At 64.8% G+C, this 16,202-nt stretch carries 15 protein-coding genes; 7 read left to right on the plus strand and 8 right to left on the minus strand.

Annotated elements, in window-relative coordinates; genetic code table 11:
• Window positions 1-106: 106 nt before the first annotated feature.
• Together WMN78_RS20280 and WMN78_RS20285 are read right to left on the minus strand one after the other, a co-directional pair.
• Window positions 107-847, minus strand: coding sequence for a GAF and ANTAR domain-containing protein (locus tag WMN78_RS20280; protein WP_340535557.1), 741 nt, complete (start codon window positions 845-847; stop codon window positions 107-109).
• Window positions 848-1,025: 178 nt separating this feature from the next.
• Window positions 1,026-1,922, minus strand: coding sequence for a LysR family transcriptional regulator (locus tag WMN78_RS20285; protein ID WP_340535558.1), 897 nt, complete (start codon window positions 1,920-1,922; stop codon window positions 1,026-1,028).
• A gap of 134 nt (window positions 1,923-2,056) precedes the next feature.
• Between WMN78_RS20285 and WMN78_RS20290 the strand changes: the two genes are divergently transcribed.
• The 3 genes from WMN78_RS20290 (at window position 2,057) to WMN78_RS20300 (ending at window position 5,007) form a co-directional block, all read left to right on the plus strand.
• Window positions 2,057-3,436, plus strand: a complete 1,380-nt coding sequence (locus WMN78_RS20290; protein ID WP_340535559.1) for an MFS transporter — start codon at window positions 2,057-2,059, stop codon at window positions 3,434-3,436.
• A gap of 76 nt (window positions 3,437-3,512) precedes the next feature.
• Complete coding sequence (locus WMN78_RS20295) at window positions 3,513-4,262, plus strand: 3-hydroxybutyrate dehydrogenase (protein WP_340535560.1); 750 nt, start codon at window positions 3,513-3,515, stop codon at window positions 4,260-4,262.
• Window positions 4,263-4,374: 112 nt separating this feature from the next.
• Window positions 4,375-5,007, plus strand: coding sequence for a flavin reductase family protein (locus WMN78_RS20300; RefSeq protein WP_340535561.1), 633 nt, complete (start codon window positions 4,375-4,377; stop codon window positions 5,005-5,007).
• Between the two features lie 92 nt (window positions 5,008-5,099).
• Here WMN78_RS20300 and WMN78_RS20305 read toward each other — a convergent pair whose 3' ends face one another.
• The 3 genes from WMN78_RS20305 to WMN78_RS20315 are packed head-to-tail and all read right to left on the minus strand — an operon-like array spanning window position 5,100 to window position 7,909.
• Window positions 5,100-6,185 carry an ABC transporter substrate-binding protein gene (locus WMN78_RS20305; protein ID WP_340535562.1) on the minus strand — a complete coding sequence of 362 codons (1,086 nt, stop codon included), beginning with the start codon at window positions 6,183-6,185 and terminating at the stop codon, window positions 5,100-5,102.
• 42 nt (window positions 6,186-6,227) lie between these two features.
• Window positions 6,228-7,073 (minus strand): ABC transporter permease, encoded by an 846-nt coding sequence (locus tag WMN78_RS20310; protein WP_340535563.1) that lies wholly within the window; start codon window positions 7,071-7,073, stop codon window positions 6,228-6,230.
• Window positions 7,070-7,909 (minus strand): ABC transporter ATP-binding protein, encoded by an 840-nt coding sequence (locus WMN78_RS20315; RefSeq protein WP_340535564.1) that lies wholly within the window; start codon window positions 7,907-7,909, stop codon window positions 7,070-7,072. Before WMN78_RS20315 ends, WMN78_RS20310 begins: the two co-directional genes overlap by 4 nt.
• 254 nt (window positions 7,910-8,163) lie before the next feature.
• Between WMN78_RS20315 and WMN78_RS20320 the strand changes: the two genes are divergently transcribed.
• The 3 genes from WMN78_RS20320 to WMN78_RS20330 all read left to right on the plus strand — a co-directional run bounded on the left by WMN78_RS20320 (window position 8,164) and on the right by WMN78_RS20330 (window position 11,268).
• Entirely contained in the window at window positions 8,164-8,961 is a 798-nt protein-coding gene (locus WMN78_RS20320; RefSeq protein WP_340535565.1) for an IclR family transcriptional regulator, read from the plus strand.
• Between the two features lie 118 nt (window positions 8,962-9,079).
• Window positions 9,080-10,351: a CaiB/BaiF CoA-transferase family protein gene (locus WMN78_RS20325; RefSeq protein WP_340535566.1), complete on the plus strand. Its 1,272-nt coding sequence runs from the start codon at window positions 9,080-9,082 to the stop codon at window positions 10,349-10,351.
• Window positions 10,351-11,268 (plus strand): hydroxymethylglutaryl-CoA lyase, encoded by a 918-nt coding sequence (locus WMN78_RS20330; protein ID WP_340535567.1) that lies wholly within the window; start codon window positions 10,351-10,353, stop codon window positions 11,266-11,268. Before WMN78_RS20325 ends, WMN78_RS20330 begins: the two co-directional genes overlap by 1 nt.
• A gap of 27 nt (window positions 11,269-11,295) precedes the next feature.
• Here WMN78_RS20330 and WMN78_RS20335 read toward each other — a convergent pair whose 3' ends face one another.
• Together WMN78_RS20335 and WMN78_RS20340 are read right to left on the minus strand one after the other, a co-directional pair.
• The gene (locus WMN78_RS20335; RefSeq protein WP_340535568.1) at window positions 11,296-11,574 is read right to left on the minus strand and encodes a hypothetical protein; all 279 of its coding nucleotides are present in this window, start codon (window positions 11,572-11,574) and stop codon (window positions 11,296-11,298) included.
• A gap of 202 nt (window positions 11,575-11,776) precedes the next feature.
• Complete coding sequence (locus WMN78_RS20340; protein ID WP_340535569.1) at window positions 11,777-13,249, minus strand: amino acid permease; 1,473 nt, start codon at window positions 13,247-13,249, stop codon at window positions 11,777-11,779.
• A gap of 270 nt (window positions 13,250-13,519) precedes the next feature.
• Between WMN78_RS20340 and WMN78_RS20345 the strand changes: the two genes are divergently transcribed.
• Window positions 13,520-15,238: an HNH endonuclease signature motif containing protein gene (locus WMN78_RS20345; protein ID WP_340535570.1), complete on the plus strand. Its 1,719-nt coding sequence runs from the start codon at window positions 13,520-13,522 to the stop codon at window positions 15,236-15,238.
• A gap of 39 nt (window positions 15,239-15,277) precedes the next feature.
• On the opposite strand, the gene WMN78_RS20350 is transcribed toward WMN78_RS20345, so the two are convergent.
• A complete protein-coding gene (locus WMN78_RS20350; protein ID WP_340535571.1) occupies window positions 15,278-16,192 on the minus strand; it encodes an SDR family oxidoreductase in 915 nt (304 codons plus the stop codon).
• Window positions 16,193-16,202: the final 10 nt, after the last annotated feature.

Below are 16,202 nucleotides of genomic sequence, written 5' to 3' on the forward strand. Positions count from 1 at the left end.
GTGGAAGCTCTCCGCTTTCCCCCAAGACCGGAGGGCATGAAGCCCCCGCGCTTGAGTTCCCTGACTCGCGCGGGGGCTTCCTTCAGTTTTACCGATATTCCGACTTCTATTCCGACCGGCGGTCCTGGCGGACGTCTCCGCCGGGCAGTTCTGCGCCGGACAGGATATCCGAGGCAATGGTGTGCAGCCTGGCGTTGGTGGCCTGCGCCGCAAGGTGCAGGAGTTCCATGGCCTCATCCCTGCTACAGCGGTTCTGGAGTATCACCAAGGAGACGGCTGCGTCGATAACAGCCCGCGATTTGAGGGCCGACCGGAGATGCTCCGGATAGATCTCCGCCGGATGCACACGGAGCGCAAGGCGGAGGATCCGGGAAATCGAGTCCGTGTGCGCCTCGACGGAGGCGACGGTGGCGTCGTCGAAGGCGTCCGTGCTCCGGGAATAGCAGTTCAGGGCGGCGGCGGAGCCGGCATCGGTGCGGATGGGAACGGCCAGGACGGACCGGATCCCCTCTCCCGAGACGGCCTCCGCATAGCGCTTCCACCGGTCGTCATTCCCCAGGTCCGGGACCAACACCGTGTGCTGCTGCCGGAGGGCCGTTAGGCACGGGCCGTCGTCGAAGACGTACTGCTTCTCGTCCATCCGCAGAGCGTCTTCGTCACTGCTGGCCACCGTTGCCGGGCTGCCGTTCCGCTCCACCGTGATGGCGCACAGCATAGGGTTGGCCCCGCCCAGGCGGGAGGCGGAGATGGTGGTCAGGCCCAGGAGGAACTCCGTGAATCCCGGGCTTTCCAGAAGCAGGTCCTGGAGGTGCTCAATGGTTGGGACGTCGCCTGTGCCGGGAGCCATGACGGCCTCGATCCTTCAGATGCCGGGCCCTTTGGGGCCGGGCGGAAGCCGCGGACTCTTGATCGCCCGCAACCACGATGGTGGATATACACAGATTCGACGCGCTCACACCAGCGAAGGCTCTCCGACATCTCCTTCCTTTGACACTACGCCGTGCCGGAGGTCCTGAACATAGTCCTCAGCGCCGGCCCAGCAGGGACTCCCGCTGCTCCAGCGTCTGGTCCCGGAGGGCCTGCACCAGGGCCGCAACCGCCGGCCGCCGCATGGAATCGGGCCGCAGCACCATCCAGTACGGCAGCCGTTCCGAGAAAACCTCGGGAAGCAGCCGGACCAGGTCCTGGTGCAGGTCGCCCATAAAGCAGGGCAGGAAACCGATGCCCGCGCCGGCGCGGGTCGCCTCCACGTGGACGAACACATTGGTGGAGCTCAGGCCGTCCTTCATGGCCGGGACCAGCCTGCGCGGGGCGTCCAGGTCATCCACCTGGAGCATGGAATCCACGAAATAGACCAGCGGATGTTCCGTCAGTTCCTCCACCGTTGCCGGCGTCCCGTTCTCGGCCAGGTAGGCCCGCGAGGCGTACATGCCCAGCACATATTCGCCGAGTTTGAAGGCCTCGGCGCGATGCACCTGGGGCTCGCCCACCACCACCTCGATGTCCAGTCCGGAGCGCTGCTGAAGGGCCCGACGGGTGACGGTCACGATCTCCACGCTGAGCCCGGGGTGCTTGCGGCGCAGCCTTGCAACCGCGGGCGCAGCGATGTAGGCGCTGAAGCCGTCCGTGGCCGTCATGCGGACGACTCCCGTGATGGGGTCCGGTGCCTTGCCGGGCTGGCCCAGGCTTTGCACGGCCTTTTCCACCTGCTCGGCCACCAGCACCGCCTCCGCGCCGAGCTCCGTCAGTTCCCACGCGCCGGCGGAACGGGAGAGGACCCGGCCGCCCAGCGTTTTCTCCAGGGCCGCTATCCGGCGCGAAACCGTGGTGTGGTTCAGCCCCAGAGCCTGCGCCGCCGTCGTGAATTTTGCCGACCGCGAGACGGCGAGCAGGACCAGCAGGTCATCAGGGTTAGTGTCCATATCTGCAATTCTGCACACAAGGAGTGCCGGTTTGGCCATTGAACCACTGAGTTTCTGCGGCAATACTCATCTGAGCCCATTCAGTGCTGTGGATCACAGCACGTGTCGACGTGGACACTAAAGGAGAAACAAATATGAGCGTAGAACAACGCTCTGCAACACCGGCCGCTTCCGCCCCACAGGGCGCCGGCCTCAAGAAGATCGTCGCAGCCTCCATGGTTGGCACCGTAGTGGAATGGTATGAATTCTTCCTCTACGCCACCGCAGCAACCCTGGTGTTCGGAAAGTATTTCTTCCCCGCCACCGGCAATGAGCTGGACGGCATCATCCAGGCCTTCGTCACGTACGCGGTCGGGTTCGTTGCCCGCCCGCTCGGCGGCATCGTTTTCGGCCAGATCGGCGACAAGCTCGGCCGCAAGCCCACCCTTCAGCTCACTATCGTGATCATCGGTGTGTCCACCTTCCTGATGGGCTGCCTCCCCGGCTTCGCCGAGATCGGCTACCTGGCACCGGCACTCCTGGTGTTCCTGCGCTTCATCCAGGGCTTCGCACTGGGCGGCGAATGGGGCGGCGCCGTCCTGCTCGTTGCCGAGCACAGCCCCAACAAGTCCCGCGGATTCTGGTCCAGCTGGCCCCAGTCCGCGGTTCCGGTAGGCAACCTGCTGGCCACCCTGGTCCTGTTCATCATGTCCAACGTCCTCAGCAGCGCGGACTTCCTCGCCTGGGGCTGGCGCGTGGCGTTCTGGCTCTCCGCGGTGATCGTGTTCGTCGGCTACTACATCCGCACCAACGTCTCCGAGTCCCCGATCTTCCTGGAAGCGAAAGCCCAGCTGGAGCAGGAGCAGGCCGTCAGCTACGGCGTCGGCGAAGTCATCCGGAAGTACCCCAAAGGCATCCTGCAGGCCATGGGCCTCCGGTTCGCGGAAAACATCATGTACTACCTCGTGGTCAGCTTCGCGATCGTGTACCTCAAGAGCGTGCACAAGTACGACACGTCCTCGCTCCTGCTCGCGCTGCTGATCGCCCACCTCATCCACTTCCTGGTCATCCCGCAGGTGGGACGGCTCGTGGACAGCTGGGGCCGGAAGCCTGTGTACCTGGTCGGCGCCATCACCGGCGCCACCTGGCCGTTCTTCGCCTTCCCCATGTTCGACACCAAGAACGCCGTGGTCATCGTCCTGGCAGTGACCATCGGCCTATGCCTGCACGCGTTTATGTACGCGGGCCAGCCCGCCCTCATGGCGGAGCTCTTCCCCACCCGGATGCGCTATGCAGGAGTGTCGCTGGGCTCGCAGGTCACCTCGATCTTCGCCGGTTCGCTGGCGCCGCTCCTGGCCACGCAGTGGCTCAAGGACACCGGATCATGGGTCCCCACCGCCATCTACCTGGTGGTGGCGTGCGCCATCACCACGGTGGCAGTGTTGAGCCTTAAGGAAACCAAGGGCATCGCCCTTGAAGACGTGGACCGGGCCGACGCCGAGCGCGAAGGCCTGGCGCTAGCAGCCACACGCTGAATTACTGGATTTTGGTCGGCTCCAGCCCTGCTGGAGCCGGCCGGCTCGTTGAAACACTCGAACAGGAAGGCTGGTTATGGAAAACACGCTGAACGGCCGCAAGGCACTGGTCACCGGAGGAGCCGGCGGCATCGGCGCAGCCAGTGTGCGGGCCCTCGCCGCACGCGGCGCCAAAGTCGTGATCGCCGACGTCGACGAGGCCGCCGCGGCAGCGCTTGCCGACGAAGTGGGCGGCACCGTCTGGGCGGTGGACCTGCTGGACGTGGATGCACTGGCAACGGCCAGCCTGGACTGCGACATCCTGGTCAACAACGCCGGGATCCAGCGCATCAGCCCTATTGAGGACTTCGATCCGGCCGATTTCCGCCGGCTCATCACCCTCATGCTGGAGGCGCCGTTCCTGCTGATCCGCGCGGCGCTGCCGCACATGTACGCGAACAACTTCGGCCGGATCATCAACCTCTCGTCGGTGCACGGGATCCGCGCATCCCCGTTCAAGAGCGCGTACGTTTCCGCCAAGCACGGCCTGGAAGGGCTCAGCAAGGTGACGGCGCTGGAGGGCGGGCAGCACGGAGTCACGTCCAACTGCATCAACCCCGGCTACGTGCGCACGCCACTGGTGGAGTCGCAGATCGCCGACCAGGCCAAGGTCCACGGCATCCCCGAATCCGAGGTGCTGTCGAAGATCATGCTGACCGAATCCGCCATCAAGCGGCTCGTTGAGCCGGAGGAAGTCGCTTCACTGGTCGCCTGGCTCGCCTCGAACGACGCCGGCATGGTCACCGGCGCCAGCTACACCATGGACGGCGGCTGGTCGGCCCGGTAGTTTGCTGTCGCCCGCAGTTGCGGGCACTACGTAGCGGGTGTTGCGCGGCGGGCACTGCGCGGCAGGTGCTGCGGGAAACGGCGCGGGGGAAGGGCACAGTTAGGCTGGAACCATGCGCAAGGATTTCAGTCCCGACGAGTTGCCCGGCGGGGACTTCTACCGGCTGCTGACGGCCGTGGTTGTTCCCCGCCCCATTGCCTGGGTGTCCAGCACCTCCGCCGATGGTGTGGACAACCTCGCCCCTCACTCCTTCTTCACCGTTGCATCCGTGACACCGCCGATCATCCAGTTCACGTCGGTGGGGAGGAAGGACTCGTTGCGGAACATCCTTGAGCGCCGGGAGTTCGTGGTGAACCTTGCACCCGCGGACCTCATGGCCGAGGTGAATGCGACGGGCACCAACTTCCCGCCGGACGTGAGCGAGTTCGACGCCGCCGGCCTGACTCGCGAAGAGGGCCTCACCGTGACTGTTCCAAGGGTGGCGGAGTCCCCTGTGGCCCTGGAGTGCAGGCTGCATTCAACCCTGGAAATGGGAGACTGCGTCCTGGTGTTCGGGGAGGTCACCCATGCCGCCATTTCCACGGATGTTCTGGAGGGCAGCCACCCCCGGATCGACCTCCTCGAACCGCTGGCGCGGCTCGGCCGGGATGAATGGGGGTACCTCGGTCCGGTTGAGGAACTCGGACGAATCCGCAGGTCCGACTGGCCCGGCCACTTCCGACGGCGGGACGAACCGGGAGCGTGACGCCTGCCGGCCCGAGCGCTTGAGTCCTCTATCGCGCCGCATAAAAAAGGGGCCGGCCATCCTTCTATGGATGACCGGCCCCGTTGCCAGTTCTACTTCACGAACTCGTTCGTGTAAGTGTCGGCAAGCTGGATGTCTTTGTCCCCGACCTCGGGGTTGGCCACGCGCTGGGTCTTCAGCACTGCCTGCACGCCGTCCTCAGTGAAGGCGCCGTCCTTGCTCAGCGTTTTCTTGAGCTCTTCAATCACCCCGGCGTACAAGGCTTTGTCTCCGCCAGCGAATTTCTCCGGCATCTTCGCGGCGATCTCTTCGCCCGAATGTCCATCAATGAATTCAAGGGTGCGTTTAATCGCCCTGGCGAGTTTGCCGGCCGTCTCCTTGTTCTGGTCCAGCCAGTCAGCCTTGGCGTAGAGGCTCGCTGATGGCCAGGCGTCCGCGTCGAACACTTCCTTGAGTCCCTCGGTGGTTCGGACGTCTTCCAACAGCACCGGATCATGTCCGATCCGCTTGGTGAGTACGGAAACGTCGGGTTCGAGCATTACAGCCGCATCCACCTGCCCCTGCTCCATGGCCGCTACGGCCGAGGATCCGGCGCCGATGGCGGACACCGCGGCGTCCGTCTGCTGCAGGCCGTTCTTGGCGAGCAGGAACTTGATGAACATGTCCGTGGAGGACCCGGGTGCTGTCACTCCGACGTTCTTGCCCTTGAGGTCGGCAATGGTCTTGATCTTGCCCTCGTTCTTCGGTGCCACCAGCAAGGCCAGGCCGGAGGACCTGCCCATGTCCACGAAGGCTTTGATCTTCTGGTTTTTCGCCTGCATCTGGATGGTGTGTTCGTAGTATCCGCTGGTCACGTTGGTGCTGCCGCCGATCATGGCGGTCAATGCCTTCGATCCGCCCTGCAGGTCCTGGAGTTCGACGCTTACGCCCTCCTCCTGGTAGTAGCCGAGCTCCTGCGCGAGGGTCGTCGGGAGGTAGGTCAGGAGGGTCTGGCCTCCGACGCCGATGATCACCTTCGAGCCTCCGCCTTCGCCTTGGGCTGCGCCTCCTGTCCCGGCCTGTCCGGGGGGTGCAGCGGACGGCGTGCCGCAGGCCGAGAGGGCTAAGGTTGCAGCTGCGATGATGGCCAGTGGCCGGATGATGCTCCGGCGCCTTTGCCGGTTTTCGTTTCGAATCATCGGGTGTCCCTTCTTGACGGTCATGGTGGTGTGTTCTGGGAGCTAGGACGCTTGAACGGGGCGCCACCGGAGCAGGTGCCGCTCGAGGCGATTGACGAGCAGATCGATAATCAGGACCACTATCATCAGGATGAACATCCCGGCGAAGACGCCCTTGGTATCGAAGACGCCCTGGGCTTGGGCGATCGCGTAGCCGACGCCGGCGGAAGCGCCGAGGTACTCACCCACTACGGCGCCGGTAATGGCGAAACCCACGCTGATGTGCAGGCTGGAGAAAATCCATGTCAGGGCACTTGGAATGAAGACGTGGCGCAAGAGCTGCTTTTCGGAGGCGCCCAGCATCCGGGCGTTATCAACGAGGACACGGTCAACGCTCTTCACGCCCTCAAGGGTGTTGAAGAAAACAATGAAAAACACCAAGGTGAATCCGAACGCCACTTTCGACCAGATTCCCAGGCCGAACCAGAGCAGGAAGATCGGGGCCAGGACAACGCGGGGAAGCGCGTTGAACATCTGGAGGAACGGGTCCAGCAGCCGCTCAAGAAAGCGCACGCGGGCAAGGACGAAGCCGAGCAGTAGTCCGGCGGCGGCCCCCACGACGAACGCGAGGATAGCCTCCTGCATGGTGATCCACAGGTGCGGGAAGACGAATCCTGACGATATCCAGACCCAGACGGTCTGAAAGATATCCGAGGGAAGCGGGAAGAAGAACTCGTCCACGATCCCGGTTCGCACGGAAAGCTCCCAGGCGCCAAGGACTGCGAGGGTAAGGAGGAGTTGGGTGCTTCGCATCGCCAGCGGGGACATCTCGGTCCTGGCGGCACGGCGGCGCGTGCCGCCGTCCAGCGCCGCGGAGAGCCCGTTTTTCTTTGATCCAACGATAGTCATGCGACCTCGCCTTCTTCCGCCATAGCCGTTTCGTAGGTCTTCGAAACTTCGATCTTCAACCTGCCCCAGATTTCCCGGTGCAGCGCTACGAATTGGGGGTCATCGCGGATATCCAGGAGATCGCGCGGCCGCGGAATGTTGATTTCGTAGCTTCCGACGACGGTACTCCCGGGGCCCGCTCCAAGGATCACGACTTCGTCGGAAAGCGCAATGGCTTCGTCCAGGTCGTGCGTGATGAACACCACTGCCTTGCCCGATTCCTGCCACAGCTGAAGGAGTTCGTTCTCCATGATTTGTCGGGTCTGCACATCGAGTGCTGAAAAAGGCTCGTCCATCAGCAGGACGTCCGGGTTGACGATCCAGGCCTGCGCGATGGCAGTGCGTTTGCGCATGCCGCCGCTGAGCTGATGCGGGTAGCGGTCCGCGAAATTCTTCAGGCCGACCTTCTCGAGCCAGCGCCGCGCCTCCGAATGGGCTTCCGATTTCGAAACTCCGGCCATGGTCAGACCCAGGCTGACGTTGTCAATCACCGTCTTCCATGGCAGAAGGGGGTCCTGTTGAAACATGTAGGAGGCGCGTCGGTTCACGCCGCTGACGGGTTCCCCGAAACTCCTCACTTCGCCGGAGCTCGGGTTCAGGAGGCCCGCTGCCATGTTGAGGATGGTGGACTTACCGGAACCGGTAGGACCTACGATCGAGACAAACCTGCCGGGCTCGACTTTGAGGTTGATATCCCGGACGGCGAAGTAGGTCTCACCCCCGGGCGTGGGAAATTGCCTGGTGCACCCGGTGAGCTCCACCGCGTACTTGGTCGTGTCTGCCTGTGCAGCTGGCATCATTGCACTCTTCCCGGCCCGCGCTGGCCGATTTGTTGTCGCTGCTGATTCTGGGTAGGTCGAACATTCTTGAGTCGCACCTTGCCCGCTTCGTCAGCTCCGACGAGTCGGGCAATTTCCACATCGTGGGTTCACCATCAGGATGTGGACCCGATGCTAGCAGTAACCCGCATCACACTCAACGATGTTCGCGAAACCTTGGCGGCGCCCGGGTATGGTGCGGCGCCAATAGGCGGGGCTCATACACTTTGTCCATGAGCCCCACTGAATCATCGGCCACGCCTTTGCTGGTTCTTCGAAAGATCACTGCCATCCTGGACGCTTTTTCCCTTGCGCATCCGGAGCTTTCACTGGCCGCGATCCGCGCTGCAACGGGAATGCCCCACTCGACTGTCCAGCGACTGGTCGCGAACATGGTCCAGGAGGGCATCCTGGACCGGAGCGGAGACCGGTTCCGGGTAGGAGTCCGGATGGCGCACTGGGCTGCGCCTGCCACCCAGGGCCTGGACTTTCTGGAATTACTTACGCCTGTGCTCCGGAGGCTGCGGGATGAACTCGGCGAAACGGCCTGCATCTTCCGGGAATCCCAGGGAAAGCGCGTGTGTATCGCGCTCGCAGAGACCAAGCGCATGCTCCGGAGGGCGGTGCAGGTGGGTGAGATCATGCCGCTCCACGTGGGTGCCGCCGGCCGCGTCCTTCTGGCCTGGAATCCGGATGTGGCGGAACAGGTCTACCGTTCCGGGCTGCATTCGCTGACAGACCAGACCATCACGGACGCTACTAACCTGGAGGCCGCCGTTGACAAAACCCGGGCGGACGGATTCGCCATTACCACCGGGGAGCGGGTCTCGGGCGCCAGCGGGATTTCGGCACCCATTTTTGGGCCCCAGGCCGAGCTGTATGGCGCACTGACAGTCATGGGTCCTGCCATGAGGATGCCCTACGACGTGTGCGCCTCCTGGGTTGAGCCCGTCCTGGCGGCTGCGGAGGAGGCGACGAGGGTTATCGGGGGAGTCATTCCGCCCGAGGGGCTACCCACATCGTGGATTTAGGTCCACAATATGAAATAGTCTGGCGCCCGGGAAAAGCAACTCACTAGGCTCCCCGCTAACCGAATCCGCGACAGAGTTGCCGCGGATGTGCCGGCGCCCGCAGAACAGGAGTCCAAACATGGTGAAGGTTTCCGAGACCGCCGCGCGGGACGACGCGCCCAGCGCTATGTCCCGGCCGCATGTCCCGCAGGAGGCCGGCCCCCTCGCCGGAGTCCGTGTCCTGGAGCTGGGTTCCCTCATTGCGGGTCCATTCGCGGGACGCCAGCTGGCCGACTTCGGAGCGGAAGTCATCAAGATTGAATCACCGGACCGCCCGGATCCCATGCGGGAGTGGGGCCGGGCGCGCGTGAACGGCCACACGCTGTGGTGGTCCGTGCAGTCCCGCGGAAAGAAATGCGTGACGCTGGACCTGAAATCCCCGCGCGGACGTGAGCTGTTTCTGGAGCTGTGCGAGGAAGCAGACGTCATACTGGAGAACTTCCGCCCCGGCACGCTCGAAAAACTGGGCCTTTCCCCCGACGAGGTCTGGCGGGTCAACCCCGGTCTTATCATTGCCAGGGTGTCCGGCTATGGCCAGACCGGACCGGATGCACAGAAACCGGGCTACGCCTCCGTTGCTGAGGCGCGGGGAGGCCTGCGCTACCTCAACGGATACCCGGACCAAGCCCCTCCGCGTACCGGCATCTCGCTTGGGGACAGCCTGGCGTCGCTCTATGCCCTGCAGGGAATCCTGCTGGCCCTGTACTGGCGGGACGCCAGGGGAGGAACAGGACAGGTGGTGGACGTTTCCCTCGTGGAATCATGTTTCTCACTCCTGGAGAGCGCCGTGCCGGACTTTGCGGCTACTGGCGTTGTCCCCGGGCCCAGCGGCTCCGGGCTGAAAGGAATCGCGCCGTCAAATATTTTTCGTTCGGCAGACGGCAAATGGGTGGTAATCGCCGCGAACCAGGACTCGGTCTTCGTGCGCCTGGCTGCCGCCATGGGGCGTTCCGAACTGGCGGCGGACGCGCGGTACAGCAACCATGCGGCCCGGGGTGTGCACCAGGAGGAGCTGGAGTCCCTCATTGCCGAGTGGGCCGCAGGCTACAGCCATGATGAGCTCACCTCGGTGCTGGACCGCCACTCCGTGCCGAACAGCCCCGTCAGCAGCATTGAGGACATCTTCGAGGATCCCCAGCTGCGTGCCAGGGGAATGTTGGTGGAAGTCCCGGACAAGCAGTTGGGCACCGTGGTGCAACCCGGAATCATCCCGAAGCTGACACGCAGCGCAGGGGAGATTGGCTGGAATGGTCCGCTGACGCCGGGCTTTCACAACCGTGACATATACAAGGGACTGTTGGGGCTCTCCGACGAGGACCTGCAGGACGCCAAGGCTGAGGGTGCCATCTGATGAACTACATGCAAGCCTCACGGGCAGTTTCCATTGTGGATGTCAGCCCACGGGACGGGCTCCAGAACGAGAAGGTGCCCGTTAGCACCGACGACAAGCTGCGCCTGATCCATGAGCTCATCTCCCTGGGTGCCCGGCGAATAGAGGCCGTCAGTTTTGTGAACCCCAAAAAAGTCCCGCAGATGGCGGATGCGGATGCGGTCATGGCCGGGGTTCCCAGGGATGCGGGCGCCAGCTTCATCGGGCTGGTCCTGAATACCCGCGGCGCGGTCCGTGCCGTTGATGCCGGCGTGGACGAGATGAACTACGTGCTGCCGGTGACGGACGCCTTCGCTGCTGCCAACCAGAACACCACCGTTTCCGCTGCGCTCGCCGCCTTGGAGGAGGTGTCCGCCATTGCCGCGGCGGCTTCGATCCCGCTCACGGTGACGGCGGCCGTCGCGTTTGGCTGTCCCTATCAAGGTGACGTGCCCAAGGAGCAGACTCTCGCCGTCGTCCGCAGCGCCTTGCAGCGTGGGACGCTGGCCGAGGTTGCCCTCGCGGACACGATCGGCTGCGCTGACCCTTGGCAGGTCGGCGACGTGTTTGCCGGGCTGCGTGCTGAGACGGATGTGCAGCTGCGGGCGCATTTTCACGAGACGCGCCATACGGCGCTGGCCAACACGTACGCCGCCATGGCCGCCGGCGTCGGAGTATTCGACAGTGCGGTAGGGGGCCTGGGCGGTTGTCCTTTCGCGCCAGGTGCCGCAGGCAACATCTCCACCGAAGACCTGGCATGGATGCTGGGACGCGCGGGGTTCGAGACGGCAATTGATCCGCGGCGCGCAATGGAACTTGGCCGCTGGATCTGCGACAAGGTGTCAACGAAGCCACGCTCCGGGCTGTCCGCTGCGGGGGTGTTTCCGCCGCCGGCCTGAGCGCTTGAGTCCTCTGTCGGGCGCCGGCTAGTCCGGTGTCCTCACTTGGCGGTAGTCGTAGTAGACAACCGCGGGCTCCAGGTCAGGGTGGACGTCAGCGGCCGTCCGCAGGCCCAGCGAGGAGCCGCGGATCACGGTCACCACGCCGAGCCGGCGGCCGTTGAACGGGTCGTCGCCGAGAACCACATCCCCGATCCTGAACGGCACAGCGGCTGTGCGGACTTTCTCCGCTGCGTCGTTAAGCCAAGAGATCAGGCGGCGCCGGTCGCGGGGGTAGGCGGGCCGGGGGGCTGGAAGATCCTTCATCAAAACCACTCCTTTGAAGTGCCTGAACAATCAGGATTCGCTGGCGGTCCGGAAGCTTCGGTTCGGGGATTAAATCGTCCGGTCTGCGCCTGTTGACCAACCTAGAGGCCAAACCCCACGCGTCGCATGCGTAACTCCTACCCCTTCTGTACCGTGGAACACTCGAAATTTTTTCTGGACTACTTGCTCCGTCCGCGCGGTTCTACGCCGTCTCGTCCACCAGTTCGGCCCGGGCACGGCCGTGGCCCCGGACCCACAGACGGTAGGCCAGCACCAGCACGCCCAGCCACACCGCGCCCACGTAGAGGGCAAGCCGGGACTCCTCGAATACACCCAGGACCACGATCACCATGGCCATGAAGGCGATAGTCAGGACGGAGGCTGCCGGCCACCAGGGCGACGGGAATTCCGACGCCGGCAGTCCCTTAAGGGCGATCTCCCGTTTCATGGCAACGTGGGAGGCCAGGATCATCACCCACACCCAGACTGTGGCGAAGGTTGCGATCGAGGCGATCACCAAGAAGACATCCTTCGGCATGACGGCGTTCAGGAGCACCCCCGCCAGCAGGACGACGGCCATCATCACCACGGTCATCCACGGCACCCCGTGACGGGAAACCCTGCCGAAGCCGGCCGGAGCGTGGCCCTGGCGGGCCAGCCCGAAGAGGATGCGGCCGGCGCCGAAAATATCGCTGTTGATGGCGGACAGGGCTGCGGTGATCACCACGGCGTTGAGGATGTGCGGAGCGGCGGGAATGCCGAGGCCGCTGAAGATCTGCACGAACGGGCTGCCGTTGGTTCCCACTTCGTTCCAGGGGAACAGGCTCATCAGAACGCCCAGGGTCAGCACGTAGAACAGCAGAACCCGCACGGGCACGGTGTTGACTGCCTTGGGGATGACCTTCTTGGGGTCGGCCGCTTCGCCGGCGGTGACGCCGATGGTCTCAATGCCGCCAAAGGCGAACATCACGACGGCGAACGAGGCCAGCAGCCCCTCGAAGCCGTTGGGGAACATGCCCCCGTGGTCCACGAGGTTGCCGATCCCCGGTGCGACGGTTGACCCGCCTGCCTGGAAACCGAAGATGATGATGGCGATCCCACCGGCGATCATGGCGATGATGGCCACCACCTTGATCAGCGAGAACCAGAACTCCAGCTCGCCGAAGACTTTGACGCTGAGCAGGTTCAGGGCGGCCAGGAAAAAGATGATGGCCAGTACCCAGATCCACCGCTCCACGTCCGGGAACCAGAACCCCATGTAGATGCTGAAGGCCGTGACGTCAGCAATGGCCACGATCGCCATCTCGAAGACATACGTCCAGCCGGTCACGAACCCGGCCAGCGGGCCGAGATAGCGGCTGGCGTACTGGCCAAAGGAGCCGGAAACGGGATGCCGCACGGCCATCTCGCCTAGGGCCCGCATCACCATGAACACGGCCGCGCCGCCGATCATATACGCGAAGAGGACCGCCGGGCCGGCTTTCTGCATGGCGGATGCCGAGCCGTAGAACAGGCCGGTGCCGATGGCCGACCCCAAGGCCATGAACCGGATGTGGCGGACATTGAGTCCCCGGTTCAGGACGGTCTCGACGGCGGCGCCCGCAGCGGCGCGGACGGTGCTGCCGGTAGCTCCGGAGGTCCTGGTGGTGGTTTCGGGCGCGGGGGCTTGTTGCATGCGAATACCTTCTCGTCATTGGGAGGGGGATCGCTATCCAGCAGACCATTTTCGAGCCCTGCGTGATGAGCCTCACGGCGGTTTGATGTCTTTCATTCCAGACTGTCCGCTGGGCATCCGGGATCGTTGCCCAGCGCGAACGGACACTTGCGGCCCCTCTGCTGGGCGCGAACGGACACTTGCGGCCTTGTCTCCTGGGCGCGAACGGATCCTTCTGGCCCCGCTGCTCTGCCCTCAAAGAATGTCGGTGCCTCCTGCGATGCTTTGGGTATGGAAATCAGCGCAGTCGTGGAGACGATGGAGGCCATCGGGGCTGCCGGTGCTGCGTTGGCTGGTCTGGTCCGGCGCGGGACGGGCATTCCGGGCGTGGCTGGTGCTGACCTGCTTCGGGACCGGGCGGATGCGTGCCTGGACGGGATGGCTGAGCTGGCCCGGATGGAAGCCGGAATGGCCGCCCTGAAAGTGCATCTCGCCGCCGGATACGCTGAAACAGCCGAAGCCTTGGCACCGCCGGCCGCGTCCCCGCAGGAACACACAGCCCGGGACATGGCCGTAACTGCCGAGGTCGCGTGTGTCCTGACAGTCAGCGAACGCACCGCCAGTGCGCTGCTTTCCGAGGCCCACGCCCTGACCACCGCCCTGCCGCTGACGCTGTCCGCACTGCAGGCGGGGCGAATTTCGTGGCAGCACGCCCGGGTCATGGTGGACGAAACCACCAACCTCGACAAGGCTGGAGCCGCTGGTTTGGAGGCACATTTCCTGGACCCGGCCGCACCCACGCCGGCGCGGGGCTACCCGGCCGGGGACCTTGTCCCGGCCCGGTTCCGGGTGAAGGTCCGTACGTGGCGGGAACGGCACCATCCGGTGAGCATCGAGGTGCGCCATGCCCGGGGCGTCGCTGACCGGCGGGTGGAGTACATCCCGGACCGTGACGGCATGGCCTGGCTCTCGGCCTACCTGCCCGCCGCTACCGCTGCCGGGATCTGGGACCGCACCACCAGTGCCGCCCGCGCCCTCCAAGGCCCGGACGAGGCCAGGACCCTCACCCAGCTCCGCGCCGATGTCGCCGCGACCTGGCTCCTCACCAGCGGTGGGACCGAGGACGGAATAGCAGACGTCGGGACCGGCAAGGCCGGGGATGTCCCGTCCCCCTTGGCGCAGGTCCTGATTACCGTTCCGGTCTTCTCGCTGCTCGGCGTCACCGAGGAACCGGCCATGTTGGACGGCTACGGCCCGGTGCCGCCGTCCATGGCGCGTGCCCTCGTGGCCGATGGGGCGTCGTCATTCCTCAGGGTGTTGACCGACCCCCGGGATGGTGCGCCGTTGGAGATCGGCCGGACCAGCTACCGGATTCCCAAAGCGCTGCGGCAATGGCTGCGGCTGAGGGACGGAAAATGCCCGTTCCCCGGCTGCAGCAACCAGTCCCTGGACAACGACGCAGACCACCTCCTTGCCTGGGCCCGCGGCGGGACCACCGGGATCAGCAACCTCGGCCAGCCTTGCCCCAAACACCACCGCCTCAAACACAGCACCGCATGGACCCCCACCGGCGCCAGCGCCAACGAACCACCAGGCTGGACTTCACCCGCGGGCCGCCGCTACGCCAGCGAACAACCCGACTGGGAACCGCCCCAGGTGCCAGGTCAGATCCTGGCCCTGGCCGATTACCTTGACCCGGGCCCGCCTGGACAGTTCGACAACTGTCGTGACTTCGCCTTGCCCGCACATCTTGGCGCAGATTCGGACCGCGAATGGGTGACACCCGGGGAACGGCTGCCCGAAGACCTGCTGCCCGAAGACCTGGCACCCGGCGAACGGCTGCCCGAAGACCCGCTGCCCGAAGACCTGCAACCCGGGGAACCGCTGCCCGAAGAACCGCTGCCCGGAGACCTGTTGTCCGAACCCGAGCCAACAGACCATCTGCTGGCCGAGGACCCATTCGAGGACTGGGCACTGTTCCTCACCTCCGAGGCGCACGCGGCCGCCTAGGAAGGTGCGCAGCACATTCTCAGGACTAGCTTTGGAGCCTCAGCGGTAGCCTCTGGCATCCGCCGAGAGCCCTACCTCCTGGACTTCCACGAGGTATCTCCAGCAGTCCGGCCGCGAGCCGTCGGTGTCGGTGAAACCATACTCGTGTGCCAGCCCGCCGGAGGAAAATGAACCGCCGGAGCGACGCTGGACGTCCGGGTCGGCAGCCAGGGCGGCAACGGCACGGCCCACAAAGCGGGGGCTCTCAGAGATTGCGGCGAAATGGGGCTGGGTGGCCGCGGCATCCTGCCAGTTCTCTTCAGTGACGCCGAAATGCTCCAGCATCATCTCGGAGCGCATCCATCCCGGCGTGAGGGCCACCGCGGTGCAGCCAAAAGGTTTCAGTTCCTCCGCCTGGATGAAGGCGAGCCGCAGCACCGCATTCTTGGCGAGGTCGTAGAACGTCGAAACCCGGTAGCGGGCGTTGTACTCGCGGGTGCCGTCGGTCATTTCCACCACCAGGCCGCCGGGGTTCCGGATGAGCAGCGGGAGCGCGAAGTGGCTGGTGATCAGGTGTGTGTCGACGGCTGTGTGCAGCATCCGCAGGCCGTAACCGAGGTGATGGGACCATACGGGAGCGTCCCATTCGATGAGGTTTTCCCCGCCCCAGATGTCGTTCACAAGGATGTCCAAGCGCCCCTGATCGCCGTCGATCATCTGCACGAGCGTCTGCACGGCGGCCGGATCCAGGTGGTCCACTGCTACCGGAATGCCTACTCCTCCTGCGGAATTGACCTGAACCGCCGTCTCCTCAAGGGTCTCCGGCCGGCCGTAATCGGACTTCCGGCCTCCGGCGCTGCGGCCGGTGCAGTAGACGGTCGCCCCTGCCTCACCCAGCGCGACGGCGGTGCCGCGCCCTGCACCGCGCGTGGCCCCCGCCACCAGGGCTACTTTTCCCGCGAGTGGTTTGGTCATGGGTGGGTTC

This window comes from Arthrobacter oryzae (assembly GCF_037911235.1).
GTDB lineage: Bacteria > Actinomycetota > Actinomycetes > Actinomycetales > Micrococcaceae > Arthrobacter > Arthrobacter oryzae_E.